Origin of the sequence: Catenuloplanes atrovinosus, from assembly GCF_031458235.1 — a bacterium.
Classification (GTDB): domain Bacteria; phylum Actinomycetota; class Actinomycetes; order Mycobacteriales; family Micromonosporaceae; genus Catenuloplanes; species Catenuloplanes atrovinosus.
Map to the genome: position 1 here is coordinate 6,547,774 of NZ_JAVDYB010000001.1, position 13,212 is coordinate 6,560,985.

General features: G+C 74.5%; 14 protein-coding genes. 6 read left to right on the forward strand and 8 right to left on the reverse strand.

Annotated elements, in window-relative coordinates:
• The first annotated feature begins 133 nt into the window (after positions 1–133).
• Genes J2S41_RS29125 through J2S41_RS29135 form a run of 3 tightly spaced genes read left to right on the forward strand, consistent with a single transcriptional unit; the run spans position 134 to position 3,048 of the window.
• A complete protein-coding gene (locus J2S41_RS29125) occupies positions 134–1,399 on the forward strand; it encodes a helix-turn-helix domain-containing protein (RefSeq protein ID WP_310372371.1) in 1,266 nt (421 codons plus the stop codon).
• Positions 1,396–2,652, forward strand: coding sequence for an amidohydrolase/deacetylase family metallohydrolase (locus J2S41_RS29130; RefSeq protein WP_310372373.1), 1,257 nt, complete (start codon positions 1,396–1,398; stop codon positions 2,650–2,652). Before J2S41_RS29125 ends, J2S41_RS29130 begins: the two co-directional genes overlap by 4 nt.
• Before the next feature lie 15 nt (positions 2,653–2,667).
• Complete coding sequence (locus J2S41_RS29135) at positions 2,668–3,048, forward strand: RidA family protein (protein WP_310372375.1); 381 nt, start codon at positions 2,668–2,670, stop codon at positions 3,046–3,048.
• Positions 3,049–3,140: 92 nt separating this feature from the next.
• Here the strand turns inward: J2S41_RS29135 and J2S41_RS29140 are convergent, their stop codons facing one another.
• The 3 genes from J2S41_RS29140 to J2S41_RS29150 form a co-directional block, all read right to left on the reverse strand.
• Complete coding sequence (locus J2S41_RS29140) at positions 3,141–3,917, reverse strand: hypothetical protein (RefSeq protein WP_310372377.1); 777 nt, start codon at positions 3,915–3,917, stop codon at positions 3,141–3,143.
• Positions 3,918–3,989: 72 nt separating this feature from the next.
• Positions 3,990–4,409, reverse strand: coding sequence for a hypothetical protein (locus J2S41_RS29145; protein WP_310372379.1), 420 nt, complete (start codon positions 4,407–4,409; stop codon positions 3,990–3,992).
• A 168-nt stretch (positions 4,410–4,577) separates the two neighbouring features.
• Positions 4,578–4,937, reverse strand: a complete 360-nt coding sequence (locus tag J2S41_RS29150; protein WP_310372381.1) for a VOC family protein — start codon at positions 4,935–4,937, stop codon at positions 4,578–4,580.
• Between J2S41_RS29150 and J2S41_RS29155 the strand changes: the two genes are divergently transcribed.
• The gene (locus tag J2S41_RS29155) at positions 4,936–5,112 is read left to right on the forward strand and encodes a hypothetical protein (protein ID WP_310372382.1); all 177 of its coding nucleotides are present in this window, start codon (positions 4,936–4,938) and stop codon (positions 5,110–5,112) included. The genes J2S41_RS29150 and J2S41_RS29155 overlap by 2 nt on opposite strands.
• On the opposite strand, the gene J2S41_RS29160 is transcribed toward J2S41_RS29155, so the two are convergent.
• The gene (locus J2S41_RS29160) at positions 5,093–5,518 is read right to left on the reverse strand and encodes a hypothetical protein (protein WP_310372384.1); all 426 of its coding nucleotides are present in this window, start codon (positions 5,516–5,518) and stop codon (positions 5,093–5,095) included. The genes J2S41_RS29155 and J2S41_RS29160 overlap by 20 nt on opposite strands.
• 270 nt (positions 5,519–5,788) lie before the next feature.
• On the opposite strand from J2S41_RS29160, the gene J2S41_RS29165 reads away from it, so the two are divergent.
• Positions 5,789–6,103, forward strand: a complete 315-nt coding sequence (locus tag J2S41_RS29165; protein ID WP_310372386.1) for a hypothetical protein — start codon at positions 5,789–5,791, stop codon at positions 6,101–6,103.
• 245 nt (positions 6,104–6,348) lie between these two features.
• On the opposite strand, the gene J2S41_RS29170 is transcribed toward J2S41_RS29165, so the two are convergent.
• From J2S41_RS29170 to J2S41_RS29185, 4 genes are read right to left on the reverse strand one after another with little or no spacing between them, the layout of a single operon-like run.
• Entirely contained in the window at positions 6,349–6,714 is a 366-nt protein-coding gene (locus J2S41_RS29170) for a DUF742 domain-containing protein (RefSeq protein WP_310372388.1), read from the reverse strand.
• On the reverse strand, positions 6,701–7,864 hold the full coding sequence (locus tag J2S41_RS29175) for a sensor histidine kinase (RefSeq protein ID WP_310372390.1): 1,164 nt from the start codon (positions 7,862–7,864) through the stop codon (positions 6,701–6,703). Before J2S41_RS29175 ends, J2S41_RS29170 begins: the two co-directional genes overlap by 14 nt.
• The gene (locus J2S41_RS29180) at positions 7,861–10,341 is read right to left on the reverse strand and encodes a helix-turn-helix transcriptional regulator (RefSeq protein WP_310372392.1); all 2,481 of its coding nucleotides are present in this window, start codon (positions 10,339–10,341) and stop codon (positions 7,861–7,863) included. The genes J2S41_RS29175 and J2S41_RS29180 overlap by 4 nt, the downstream gene beginning before the upstream one ends.
• A 23-nt stretch (positions 10,342–10,364) precedes the next feature.
• The gene (locus J2S41_RS29185) at positions 10,365–11,708 is read right to left on the reverse strand and encodes an Hsp70 family protein (RefSeq protein WP_310372394.1); all 1,344 of its coding nucleotides are present in this window, start codon (positions 11,706–11,708) and stop codon (positions 10,365–10,367) included.
• A 450-nt stretch (positions 11,709–12,158) separates the two neighbouring features.
• Between J2S41_RS29185 and J2S41_RS29190 the strand changes: the two genes are divergently transcribed.
• Positions 12,159–13,079 (forward strand): IniB N-terminal domain-containing protein, encoded by a 921-nt coding sequence (locus J2S41_RS29190; protein WP_310372396.1) that lies wholly within the window; start codon positions 12,159–12,161, stop codon positions 13,077–13,079.
• The last annotated feature ends 133 nt before the right edge of the window (positions 13,080–13,212 follow it).

A 13,212-nucleotide genomic window follows, 5' to 3' on the forward strand; every position in this document is an offset into this window, starting at 1 on the left:
GCAGGACGGGCTTGACCCGGGCGGGCCGAGGCCCCACTCTTAGTCGAGCTTTAGCGCACTATTTACGAACCTGCTCGAATATCGGTTCTGATCGTAGGTGAGGGGCGGCCCCGTGGCGATGGTCATCGGACTCGTGATTCACGCGAGTCACCGGGCCCGGTTCGACGCGGCCGCCCGCACGCTGACCGGCGCCACGCTGGAGTGGATCACATACGAGCACGAGTCGGAGATCCGCCCACGCGTCGGCGAACTGCTGCGCCGCACGCACGTCGACGGCCTGCTGCTCGGCCCGGTCCCGTACGCCCGGGCCCGCGAGGTGATCCCGAACAGCCTGCCGGTCGCGGTCACCCGCTCCGCGCCGCTCGACCTGGCGCTCGCCTGGGGGCGCGCGCTGGCCGCCGGCATCCCGGCCACGCCGGTCAGCGTGGACACGTTCGGCCAGGAGACCATCGACGAGGTCGCGGACGCGCTCGGCCTGGACCGCGGGCAGATCACCGGCCTGCCGTTCGACGAGGCGCAGACCGTGGAGGAGATCGTCGCGTTCCACCGCCGCGCCGCCGCGCCGCTGGTGATCAGCGTGCGCACCGGCGTGGTCGCGGCCGGCGTCGAGGGCGCTACCGTGCTCAGCGCGCAGCCGGAGATCGCCACCATCCGCGCGGAACTGCACCAGCTCGCGCTGCGCGTGAAGTCCAAGCAGGCCGACGAGCTGCGGTTCGCGGCCGGCGTGTTCCTGGTCGCGCCGAACTCCCCCGACCCGGACCGCGCCCGAATAGGCCTGATGAACCTGCTGCTCAACACGCCCGAGTTCGCCGACTGCTGGATCGAGAACCGGGACCGGCGAGGCGTCGTCGTCTTCGCGCACCGCGCGCTGTTCGAGGCGGTCACCCACCGCTGGGTCGACCTGGACGTGCTGTCCAGAGCCCAGGAGACTCTGGGGGTACGGGTGGTGGCCGGCTTCGGCATCGGCGCGTCCGCCCGCACCTGCGTGGCGCTGGCCGAGCGCGCCGCCGCGCGGGCCGAGTCCGAGCCGGCCCCCGGCGCGTACCTGATCGAGGACTCCGGACTGGTCATCGGCCCGATGGGCGCCGGCGGCACCGCACTGACGTTCACCTACCGCTCGCACGACGCCGGCCTGGAGGACCTGGCCGCGGAGGTCGGGCTGAGCGCGGGCACGCTGTCCCGGCTGGCCGCGATCGAGCGCGGGCTGGCCGGGCGCGCGGTGTCCCCGGGCGAACTGGCCGCGTCGTTGGGCATCACCGACCCGAGCGGGCGCCGGCTGATCCGCAAACTGAGCGAGCGCGGGCTGGTCGTGGACGAGGGCAGCGCGCAGGTGAGCCGCAAGGGCCGGCCCACCCGGCTCTACCGGCTGGCGATCACCTCCGCGGTGGCCGCGCCGTGATCCTCGACCTGGCCCTCACCGGCGGTCACGTCGTCGACGTCGGCGGCGATCACGTCGGTACGTTCGACGTGGGCGTGCGGGACGGCCGGATCGCCGCCGTCGCACCGCGCCTGGACCCGTCCACCGCGCGCGAGGTGGTCGACGTGCGCGGAAAGATCGTCACGCCCGGCCTGGTCGACCTGCACACGCACGTGCACGCGGGCGGCGGCTACTGGGGCATCGACCCGGACCCGGTCGCCTGGTACACCGGCGTGACCACGTGGGTGGACGCGGGCTCCGCGGGCGCGTTCACGCTGGGCGCGTTCCGCGAGGCGGCGGCGCGCAGCCGGGTGCGGATCGCGTCGCTGCTCAACATCTCCGCGGTCGGGCTGGCCGGGCGCACCGGCGAGGCCCGCGACCTCGCGCACTGCGACGTGGACCTGGCGATCGCCACCATCACCGCCCACCGCGAGCTGGTGCGTGGCGTCAAGGTGCGGATGGACCGGGACACGGTCGGCGGCAACGGCCTGGAGCCGCTGCGCCGCGGCCTCACCGTGGCCGCGGAGACCGGCGTGCCGCTGATGGTCCACATCGGAACGACGCCGCCGGCGCTGGACGACGTGCTGGCGCTGCTGCGCCCGGGCGACCTGGTGACGCACTGCGCGAGCGCGATCGCGGCCGGGTCCACGCTCACCCATCCGGCGCTCGTCGAGGCGTACCGCCGCGGCGTGCTCTTCGATCTCGGCCACGGGTCCGGCGGGCTCGCCTTCGACGTGCTCGACGCGCAGCTCGACGCCGGCCTCGTGCCCCACACGCTCAGCTCCGACCTGCACGCGCGCAGCCTCTACGGCCCGGTCTTCGACCTGCCGACCACGCTGACGAAGATGCTCGCGCTCGGCATGCCGCTGCCCGACGTGATCGCGCGCGCCACCGTACGGCCCGCGCAGGTGCTCGGCCTGCCCACCGGCACGCTGGCCGTCGGCGCGCCCGCGGACCTCGCGGTGTTCACCCTGCGCGAGGGCCCGTTCGAGGTGGTCGACGCGCACCAGCAGCGCCGGACCGCCGCGCGGCGGCTGGTCAACGAGGCCACCTACGTCGGCGGCCGGCTGCTTCCCGCCCGGCTGCCGGAGCCGCCACCGTCCTGGATTCCGCTGACCCCCGCACAGCGGCAGGCGCTGCACGACCGCACGGCCGCGCTCCGATCGCTGCTGCGCGATCCGCTGGTCGGCGCGGACGGCCTGACCGAGCAGTTCCCCCGCTTCCCGCACGCATAGAAAGGTTCCGCACCCATGCCCAAGAAGATCATCGCGACCGACCAGGCCGCCCCGCCCGGCGGCCCGTACTCCCAGGCCGTCGTCGCCGGCGACTTCGTCTATCTGGCCGGCGCCTGCCCGGTCCACCCCGACGGCACCTGGATCCGCGACGACTTCGAGGCCGCCGCCCGCCTCGCCTTCACCAACCTGGCCGCCGTCGCCGAGGCCGCCGGCGCGTCCCTCTCCCAGGCCGTCCGGGTCGGCGTATACCTGCGCGACTTCGCCGACTTCCCGAAGATGAACGAGATCTACACCGAGTTCCTCGGCACCGACAACCTCCCGGCCCGCACCACGCTGCCGGTCCCGCTGGAGGGCTTCCAGATCGAGATCGACGCGGTCCTCTACACCGGCGCGTAACCCGGGCCCGCCGCTCGTCACCCTCACGGCGAGCGGCGGTTTCCCTCGCGGCCCCGACGAATCGATCCAGCGGCGGCTCGCGCGGCGCGTCATCAAGGGGTACGGAGTAGACGTCCGTCCTCCGAATCCGCGAAGGTGTGTCCCTCAGGCCAGATGGCGCCGATATCCGCAGCTTCGAGTAGCTTCATCAGGTCGGCCGAGGGATGTGTCGGGACGAGCACGGCGAGATCAACGGGAAACGCGAGATAGCGGCGATAGTCGTATAGCTGCCCGACCGCGAGTCGGAGATGATTCCGGTCGGCACGGGCCTTCACCTCGATCAACACGTTCGTGAACTCATCGAACAGATCGACGCGGAGCTTGCCATCGGAGACGTCGATCTCGATGCCACTCAGCCGTTGCCCGCGAGGGTCCCGCCACTGACGGAATTGCTCCCGGAGAACCGCCTCCAACTGTCTGGCCCGACGTTCTCCGTCGTGCGCGGCGACCTCGACGGTTTCGGTGCTGGGCACCTCAGGCGGAACGATGCGCACACTCCCGCCTTCAACGTCTTGCACGCCTCGGGACAACAGGCCCAACCGTCGGCGAGCCTCGTCGAGTCGCGTCGCGAGGAGGTCGGGATCGTGGCGAATGCTCTCCCATAGCCGCAGGGCCTCACCTGTGATGGGCTTGAGACCGGTTCCGGGCTCGTCCGTACCCTTGAAATTTCCGATCCGTCGGCTGATCGACGCCGGCGTACGACCGAGCAACGCCGCGATCTCACGCACCTCAGCCGTACCGGTGCCCACCGCGCGTCCACGGCGAAGCCAGAGATCACCGACTACCACGTACTCGTCGAGCAACCACGGCTTACCCTCGCGCGACTGCACGTGCGACCTCCCCGGCTATCCGATGTGATCAGGTTAGCCGCGGCATCCGGGACTCGGTGAGGCTCGCCCGGGTCAGACGACAGCGCGGTAGTGCCGGCGGAAGTCGTCGCGAACGGGGCCGGTGCGCGGGATGCGGTGCCACCACCAATCGCGGGTCGAGTCGGGGTCGTCGGTGGCGCGGTCGACGAGGCCGTCGATGTCGGGCTCGGTGAGGGCGAGGAAGCGGGCGTCGAGGTCGGCGACGGCGCGGTCGAGGCGGTGGCGCGGGCCGGTGGGGAGCACGGCGCTCGCCTGGGCGATCCAGTCGCGGAAGTACAGCGCGGCGACGTAGTCGCGGGCGCCCCGCGCCGGGCGGCCACCGGACGGCGCCAGCAGATCGGCCTCGAATCGCGCCACCTGCGCCCGCCACGCCGCGATCAGCGTGAGCACGTCGAGCTGCCGACCCGGCGCGACGGTGACCGTGACCATGGCCAGATCCACGTCATCGCTCACGGCAGGATCTCCGCGTCGATCGCGCGCGGCACGCCGGCCCGCCGGCAGTGGTCCAGGATCGGCGCCATGGCCTCACGATAGATGGCCAGTTTCAGCGCGACCGTGCCGGCGTCGCGGAGGTATCCGCGACGCCGGAGCCGGGCGGGCCGAGCACGGCGAGGCGCACGGTCAGCGCTCGGACCAGACGCCGAGCTCGTTGCCGCTGGGGTCGGTGAAGTGGAAGCGCCGGCCGCCGGGGAACTCGTAGGGGCCCTCGACGACGGAGCCGCCGGCCGCGCGGACCGCGTCGACGCTGGCGTTCAGGTCCGAGGAGTAGAGCAGGACCAGCGGGCCGCCTCGGCGCACCTCGCCGTCGGTGCGGATGCCGCCGGCCTCGGGGGCGTCGTCGTGCGGGCCGCGGATGCCGGCGTACGCGGGACCGTAATCGTTGAACCGCCAGCCGAACGCGTCGGCGTAGAACCGCTTCGACCGCTCCAGGTCGGTGACGATGAACTCGACGTAGTCGATCGCGTGGTGAGTGTGGACCATGACGCCGATTGTGCCCGGTGCCGGCGCGCGCCGCGACGGTACCCTGACGGCACTGCCTCGCGGCCGGCTGGGCCGGGCCGCGGCCGTCGGCGACCTGGGCGGCTACACCGATCTCAAGGACCCGGTGATCGTGGCCGCGGAGGAGTGGGCGGCCGCTACCGGCCGGGCGCCGTGAACGAGGACGCGGCCTCTATCGCGTACCGGCCGGTGGGGTCGATCTCCATGATGGCGCGGCGCGCCTCCGCGTGCCGGCCGCGCGCGTGGTGCAGGCCGACCAGCAGGTAGAACGCGAGCCGGTCGCCGCCCAGCGCGCGGCGGCGCAGCGCGGTGGCGCGGCCCTTGCGGTAGAGCAGCCGGTTCAGGCAGCGGCGCGCGTGCTCGTCGGTGCGGCTCAGCTCCTCCAGCTCGGCGAGGCGCCCGGCGCGGCCGAGCAGGTCCACGTGCCAGAGGTGCGCCTCGTGCCGGTCGAGGTCGTCGCTGAAACACTCGCCGAACGGCCCGACCAGCGCGATCGCCGTGGCGAAGTCACCCCGGTCCTCCGCAACCCGTGCCGCTGCCGCATCGAACACCGCCGTCTTCACGGCGACAGTATGACGATCTTCCGGCGGGTACGGTCGGCGCCGCCCCCGGCGATTCGCCCGGCCCGGCGCGGGCCGGTCCCGGCACACTGTTCCGAATTGTATTCACACCAGAGATGAATGCGATTATTGGATACCATTACCATGGTCGAGTCAATAGCTCCGATTGCCATCCGACATTGCAATTAAATGCGATTAGAGGACTGCGGCACGGGTATTGAGACGCTGCGGCCGCAAGCGCACCAAATCCCCCAGACATACATTCTTCTATCAGTGGAGGAAATGAACATGCGTCGTATCTCCAAGGTTGTCGCTGGTTTCGCTCTCGCCGGTGTGGCGACGTTCGGCGGGCTGTCCCTCGCCGGGCCGGCCTCGGCGGGCGACAGTGGCCCCCTGGTGAACGTGGTGGTCGAGGACGTGCTGACCGGCAACGAGGTCACCGTCGCCGAGAACGTCGCCGTGCCGGTCGCGGCCACCCTCTGCAGCATCGACGTCAACGTGCTCTCGAACATCCTGAGCAACACCGAGGTCACCGAGTGCAAGGCGCTCAGCGTCGTCGGCAAGAAGGCCTGGATCAAGAAGCACTGAGCATTCTTCCCCCTGTGAACGGGCCCGGCCACCTCGCCCAGGGTGGCCGGGCCCGGCCCGTCATCGCCGGCCGCACCGACGCGCCGATCGGACGAGGCCGCCGGCATCCGGCGGTATTGAGGCGTCATGATCGGCGAATGCCGACACGCTAAAGGTGATCACACCGGCTCGCGGTGCGATCGGGATGAGCGGTGTGCCGGCGGCACGAATTCCACTGCTGACCCGGCTTGCTGGAACGTCTCTTTCTAGAGCGCGCGCAGCCCGACCAGCACGCGGCGCAGCAGCTTCTCGGTGGGCGCGGCGGTGGGTGGTTCCCAGGCGGCGACCAGGCCGGCGCCGACCAGGTCGCCGAGGAGGACGCGGGCGGTGCCGAGCGGCAGGCCGGCGTTGGCGGCGGCCTCGGCGACGGAGTGGGGGCTGTGGCAGAGGCGCAGAATCTCGCGCTGTTCCGGCGGGAGCGTGCGGCGGACCCGCGCGCCCTTGCCGGTGGTGATCATGAGGGTGACCAGGTCGAGGTCGCGGGCCGGGCGGGTGCGCCCGCGGGTGACCGCGTAGGGGCGCACCACCGGGCCGGCGGCGTCGTCGTACCAGGCCTCCTCACCGGATGACATCGACGCCTCGCCGGGGCCGGGACGGGCCGGAGCCGACCACGTGGCCGGACCGGGCCGGCCCGGCACCGGCCGCGGCGGGTTCGGTAGGTGGCGACGGAACCGTGAGCAGGTCGCCGGGGATCAGTACGGTGGCGGTGCTGCCCTGCGGGCTGGTCTGCAACGTGACCGTGATGCCACGCCGCTGGGCGAGCCGGGACGCCACGTGCAGCCCGTGCCCGCGCTGCTGCTCGGTGGCGGTCGCGGGCGCGCGGAGCAGCTCGTTCGCCGCGGCCAGCGCACCCGGGTCGATGGCCGGCCCGACGTCGCGGACCGTGATCAGCACCTCGCCGCCGATCGGCGTGCAGACCACGCGGACCTGCTGGCCGGGCGCGGCCTCGAGCGCGTTGTCGATCAGTTCGGCCAGCAGGTGGGTGACGTCGATCAGCGCCCGGCCGAGCAGCACCGGCCCGCTGACCGGGGCCACGTCCACCCGGTGATAGTCGGTGGCCTCCGCGGCGGCGGCGCGCAGCACGTCCAGCATCGGCACCGGCTTGCGCCAGCGGCGGGCCGGCGTGCTCCCGGAGAGCGTGAGGTGCTTCTCCACGTTGCGGCGCATGCGGGCGGCGAGGTGGTCGATGGTGAACAGCCGGGCAAGTTCGTCCGGGTCGGTCTGCCGGCTCTCCACCTCGTCCAGCATGGTCAGCTGCCGGTGCAGCAGCGTCTGGTTGTCCCGGCCGACGCGCAGCGCGAGCTGCTGGGCATCGCGGCTGATCGTCTCCGCGGTGACCGCGTCGACCGCGTGGCAGGCGAGCGCGTGCAGCGCCTCGCCGAGCTCCGCGAACGGCCCGTCGACCGGGGGCGGCAGCGCGGTGGCGGGGTCGACCGGCTCGCCGGCCCGGACGCGGCGGGTCAGCTCGGGGACGCGTACCGCGGCGAGGTCCTCCGCGTAGGCGGCGGCCGCCCGGACCTGGCGGGCCAGCCAGACGATCACGGCGGTGGCCGCGAGCACCAGCACGCCGAGGACGGCGGCGAACACGATCTGGAGCGAGAACGGCGCCGCGCCGGAGCCCGCGCGGGCGGCGGCGTTGCCGGCGGCGTACGCGAGCAGGCCGGCGCCGGTGGGGATCAGGACGACCAGCGCGAGCGCGGGTCCGGGGCTGAGGTTCTTCATGCCGGCGCCTTCCCGGTGGTGGTGGCGCGCAGCCGGGCCAGCAGCTCCGCGCGGTTGGGCGCGCCGAGGCGGGCGCGCATGCGGGCGACGTGGTGTTCGACGGTCTTGGGGGTGATGAAGAGCCGGTCGCCGATCTCCTTGTAGGTGAGCCCGGCCAGCAGCAACTCCGCGACCTCCTGCTCGCGGGCGGAGAGCTGGCCGGTCGGCGTGGGCTCGGACGCGCCCTCGGCGCGCGGGCCCGGCACCCGTCCCTGGAGCAGGCGCGCGGTGTCGAGCAGCGTGACCATGGCGCGGCGGTCGGCGGTGCGGGCGGCGGCCTGGCCGGCGAGCCGGGCCGCGTCCCAGGAGAGCCCGGTGCGGGCCAGGTCGCGGGCGTGCCGGACGACCTGGTCCGGGTCGATGTCGCCGGCCAGCAGGCGGCACCAGCTGGTGGCCGCGGCCGCGAGCACAGCGGTGTGCGCGGTGGCGCCCGCGTCCGCTGCGAGCGCGTCCGCGTGCACGGCCGCGGTGGCCGCGTCCTCGCCGACCACGGCGGCCTGGAGCAGGTACCAGTGCAGCGTGGCGTGCCACAGCGGCGGGCGCCCGAGCCGGTCCAGAAGATCAAGAGCCTGCCGCACCGGTACGTCCAGCGCCGCGCGCTCCCCGAGCCGGGCGCCGGCCACCGTCAGCTCGCCCAGCGGCAGCAGCGTGAGCAGGTCGACCGGGTGGCGCAGCACGGTCTCCCGGGCGGCCGCCCAGCCGCGGTGCATCTCGGGCAGGTCGCCGGTGCGCCGGGCCAGGCCGATCTGCAGCGCGGTGGCGAACAGCCCGTCGCGCAGCTGGATCGGCGCGCCGCCGGTGGTGGCCGCGGCGAGCAGTTCGTGCGCGGCCGCGGTGTCGCCGCGGAACATCCGGATCCAGCCGGCCAGCAGCCGGTGGCGGCGGGCCATCAGCACCGAGCCCATGCCGGCCGTGACCGCGCGGTCGAGCACCGCGTCGGCCGCGTCCAACTCGCCGTCGTGCAACGCGACCAGCGCGGCCAGCGCGGCCGGGCTGTCCGGGAGCAGGACCGCGGGACCGGCCGGCTCCAGCAGCGCGGCGGCCTGCACGAGCGTGGCGAGCGCGGCCGCGGGCGTACCGCCGATGCTCTCCCGGATGCCGTCGGCCATCATCGCGGCCGCGTTGGTGAGCAGCGTGGGCGGCCCGTCCACGGCGTCCGGCGCGGCCGCGTCCGGCGAGACGCCGGTGACCTGCGCCGCGAGCGCGGCGAACGACCGCGACGTGGGGGTACGCGACCAGCGGTACCGCTCCGCGCTGTGCGCCAGCTGGCCGCGGTGCGCGAGCACCGCGGCGGCGACCGCGGCGCCGGCGGCCCGGTCGGTCTCGGCCGTGGGGCCGGTGCCGGGCGCGCCGACGAGCCGGTCGGCCAGGCGCAGCGCGGTGTCCAGGTCGCCGCCGAGCGCGGTGGCGAGCGCGTGCCGGGCGCCGGTGGGCGCGCCGCTGGCAGCCGCCGCCGCGAACAGCCGCGCCGCCACCTGGGGCGCGGCGATCAGCGCCTCCTCCGCGCCGGCCTGGAACGCGGGCGCGAGGCCGCTGCCGCCGATGCCGGCGTCGAGCAGCGAGCGGGCGACCGTGAGCGTGCCGTCGCCGCGGGCCAGTTGGAGCGCGGCGAGCCGCTGCCACAGGTCGGCGCGGTGCGCGACCGGCCCGAGCGCGGCGACGGCCTGCCGGGCGGCCGGGACCAGCGTGTCGTCCAGCCCGAGCAGCCCGGTGGCGCGCGCGGCCTCCAGCAGCTCGTCGATCCGGGCCGGCTCGCGGTCGAGCAGCTCGGCGAGCACGTCGATGGGGAGCGCGCCGCCGGCCGCGGTGGCCAGCAGCAGGCGCCGGACGTCCGGGTCGAGGTGGTCGAGGTCCGCACGGAACTGGAGCAGCGACGTGTCGGTGAGATCCGGCCCGGCCGCGAGCACCGCGGTGATCCGGTGCGCGATGCCCGGGACGCCGCCGCTGAGCCGGTGCACGCGGGCGGCCAGGCCGGGCGCGGGCGCGTCGCCGGTCCAGGCGTGCACGGCGCGCGCGGTCTGGTCCGGCGTGAACGGGCCGAGCAGCACGGGCGGGCGTTCCCGGCGCAGGATCGTGGTGAGCGAGGCCAGGCCGGCCGGGCGCGGCCAGGGGCGGTACGCGAGGACGAGCCGGCGACGGCCGCCGATCAGCGGGTGCAGCGCGGCCAGACGGCCCTCGTCGAGCAGGTGGGCGTCGTCCACGATCAGCACCGTGTTCTCGCCGTCGTCGCCGGCGGCGTCGCCGAGCGGGTCGGTCCAGGCGTCCAGCACCGGTACGTCGTGCTCGCGGAGCAGCCCGGCCAGGTAGGAGAGCAGCGCGGTCTTGCCGTACCCGCCGGGCGCCTGGAGGCAGAGGCGCAGCGGGCCGGTGGGCACGGCCGCGAGGTCGTCGCAGATCCGCGCGACCTGTTCGTCGAGCACCAGCCAGGACGGTGTCATGGTGCGGATCGTCACCGTTCTCCTCAACCGATCGGTGTGACGGGCGCGAGCGCCCCTATGGCGAGTACGAGAGCGGTCGCGCTCGCGTTCATCCCCTGTGCCCGGCGGATCCGGCGACGGCCGGGCAGCTCCGGCGTGCTGATCTTCACGGGCGGCCGGGGCGGCGCGTCGGGCAGTTGGCCGCGGGTGCCGGTCGCCGGGGCGGGCAGCACGGACGGCTCCTGGCCCGGCTCCGGCTCCCAGACCGCGTTGTCGCGCCGGCCGGTGTCCGGTGGCGCGTCGTGCAGCCCGGCCGCGAGCTGGGCCGCGACCGCGGCGGCGCCCTCGGCGACCAGCGTGCTGCCGCCCGGCGGGAGCAGCGTGACGCCGGGCAGGTGGCCGGCGACCAGCTCGGCGAGCAGCGGTGTCTGCGCGAGGCCGCCGGTGAGCAGCACGCCGGCGAGGTGGTGCGGGGGTACGCCGGCCGCCTCCACCACCCGGGCCAGCGTGGCGGCCGGGTGGTCGAGCAGCGGCCGGGCGAGTTCCTCGAACGTCGCGCGGGTGACGGTGAGCCGGGCCTCGCCGGGGTGCAGCGGCAGGATGATCTCGGCCTCGTCGGCGTGGCTGAGCTGCTCCCGCGTGTACCGGCACTCGGCGCGCAGCTCGTGCAGGATGCGCAGGTGGCGCTCGTCCGCCGGGTCCAGCGGGCCGGTCTCGCGCCGGAGCTGCTCGGCCGCGTGGTGGGCGAGCGCCTCGTCCAGGTCGGCGCCGCCGAGCTGTTCCGCACCGGTGCGGGTGGCGCGTACCGCGTAGGTGATCGGGTTGGTCCGGGTCACGACCGAGGCCTCGTAGCCGGTGCCGCCGGCCGCGAGCACGGCGAGCGCGCGCCCGCCGGTGCCGCCGCGGGCCGCGTGCCCCTCGGCCGCGAGGACCGGTTCGGGCAGCGGCTCGGCGGCGAGCGCGACGTCGGCGAGCGCGGCGCGCAGCGCGGCGATGTGGTGCGCGGTGAACGTGGCCGGGTGCGCCAGCACGACGCGGACCGGCGGCTCGCCCTCGCGGCCGTGGATCAGGTCTGTGACGCGGCGGGCCACGATCGCGGTGAGCGTCTGCGGGGACCAGCGTTCGCCGCGCAGCAGCACGGGCGCGTCCGCGCCGATCCGGCCGGCGAACTCGCGGGCGACCACGCCGGGGCGCAGCACCGGTCCGCGCTCGGCCGGGTCGCCGACCTGGAGCGAGCCGTCCGGGTCGACGTGCAGGACCGCGGGCGCCTCGTCGGAGTCGCCGCGGAGGCGGACCGGGGCCGGGCGTTTCCAGCTGCCGTCGACGAGGCGGCCGATGGCGGCCGTGACGTGCGTGCCGCCGATGTCGATGCCGAGCACGTACGCCATGCCGCCCCCTCCTCGTCATCGCGAGCGGGCGCCCGTAGGACCTCGGGCGCCCGCCCCATCCCTCGTGTGTCCCCTCTCGAGCACCCCTACCCGGGAGAGGGAGCCCTCCGTGGAGGCGCGTGGGCACACGCTCGCACGGCCGGCCAGGCAGACGGAGTCCGGCCGTGCCCACGGTGGGCTCGGGCCCGCCGGAGCCGCAGCGGGATGGCTGCCGCCGCGGCTCACGATGATCGGCGAGCTGCATAGTTCGTACCAGAGAGCGTCCAGGGGACGGACCCCACAAAATCGGCGGCGCCCGGAGCCCCTAATCCCCCATCCCCCACCCCCGGGGTCCCCCAGGGGTCCGGTACGGAACCCGGTCTCGTCCCCGATGTTCCGGGTACCGCACGGCACTAGCTTCGTTCTCGGCAGCCGCTGCCGACCACCGCGTATCACTGAGAGGCTCCCCCAATGACTTCGACGCTGCACGACTTCGTGCTGAACCTGATCACCGACCCGCAGGCGCGGACGGTGTTCGAGCTGGACCCGGAGGCGGCCCTGTGCGCGGCCGGCCTGGGCGACATCACGCCGGCGGACGTGCAGGACGTCGTGCCGCTGGTGGTCGACTACGTGGCCGTGCCCGGCCTGGCCGGCCTGGCGCTGCCGACCGCGGCGGTGGAGGCGGAGGCGGGCGCCACCGTGTCCGCGACCGCGGTGGCGCAGCTGCAGTCGGTGACCGCGCACCTGTCGGCCGGCACGCACGCCTCCGGCGACCTGGGCAGCACCGCCGCCGCGGCCGGCCTGGCGATCGACCACAACGGCGTCGAGGTCGGCGTCGGCGCGCTCTCCGGCCTCGGCCTGGACGTGGCCGCGGACGCGACGGTGGAGGTGCCGCTGGAGCTCGGCGCGGAGAGCGACCTGTCCGCCACGCTGGACGCGGACGTGACCGGCGTGGTCACCTCGCCGGTCAACGAGGTCGCCGGCACGGTCTACGACGTGGCGGACACCGCGGGCCTCGGCTCCACGGTGACCGGCGTCGGCGGCACGGTCGGCGAGCTGGACGGCACGGTGGCCGGCCTCGGCGGCACCGTGTTCGGCACGGTCGGCCTGGGCCTGGACACCGTGGGCACCTCGCTGCACGGCGTGACCGGCACGGTCGGCGGCGTGACCACCGGCGTCACCGGCCTCACCGACGGCCTGACCGGGGGCACCGGCCTGGACCACACGCTCGACGGCGTCACCTCGACCGTCGACGGCCTGACCGGCACCGCCGCCGGCAGCGGCCTGCACGACGTCACCAGCACGGTCACCGGCACGGTGGGCAACACGCTCTCCGGTGGTGCCGAGCAGCACGGACCGGATCTGTCGGGCGTCACCGACATTCTGTTCTAATGAGCTTTTTTCAGCCGGGCTAGGATTGCCAGCCAGGTTGAAGAGGCTCGATCACCACGCCTGCCGCGCGGCCCCGGACTCCGGTGCCGCGCGGCAGGCGTGGGGGCGCGGAACAGCCGGTGAAAGGAGCGCG

What these genes read in the sequence shown, in the direction of transcription:
- J2S41_RS29175 (WP_310372390.1), bottom strand. Translation starts at nt 7,864, where the DNA reads ATGAAGAACCTCAGCCCCGGACCCGCGCTCGCGCTGGTCGTCCTGATC.
- J2S41_RS29185 (WP_310372394.1), bottom strand. Translation starts at nt 11,708, where the DNA reads ATGGCGTACGTGCTCGGCATCGACATCGGCGGCACGCACGTCACGGCC.
- J2S41_RS29180 (WP_310372392.1), bottom strand. Translation starts at nt 10,341, where the DNA reads ATGACACCGTCCTGGCTGGTGCTCGACGAACAGGTCGCGCGGATCTGC.
- J2S41_RS29170 (WP_310372388.1), bottom strand. Translation starts at nt 6,714, where the DNA reads ATGTCATCCGGTGAGGAGGCCTGGTACGACGACGCCGCCGGCCCGGTG.
- J2S41_RS29155 (WP_310372382.1), top strand. Translation starts at nt 4,936, where the DNA reads ATGACGCCGATTGTGCCCGGTGCCGGCGCGCGCCGCGACGGTACCCTG.
- J2S41_RS29135 (WP_310372375.1), top strand. Translation starts at nt 2,668, where the DNA reads ATGCCCAAGAAGATCATCGCGACCGACCAGGCCGCCCCGCCCGGCGGC.
- J2S41_RS29190 (WP_310372396.1), top strand. Translation starts at nt 12,159, where the DNA reads ATGACTTCGACGCTGCACGACTTCGTGCTGAACCTGATCACCGACCCG.
- J2S41_RS29150 (WP_310372381.1), bottom strand. Translation starts at nt 4,937, where the DNA reads ATGGTCCACACTCACCACGCGATCGACTACGTCGAGTTCATCGTCACC.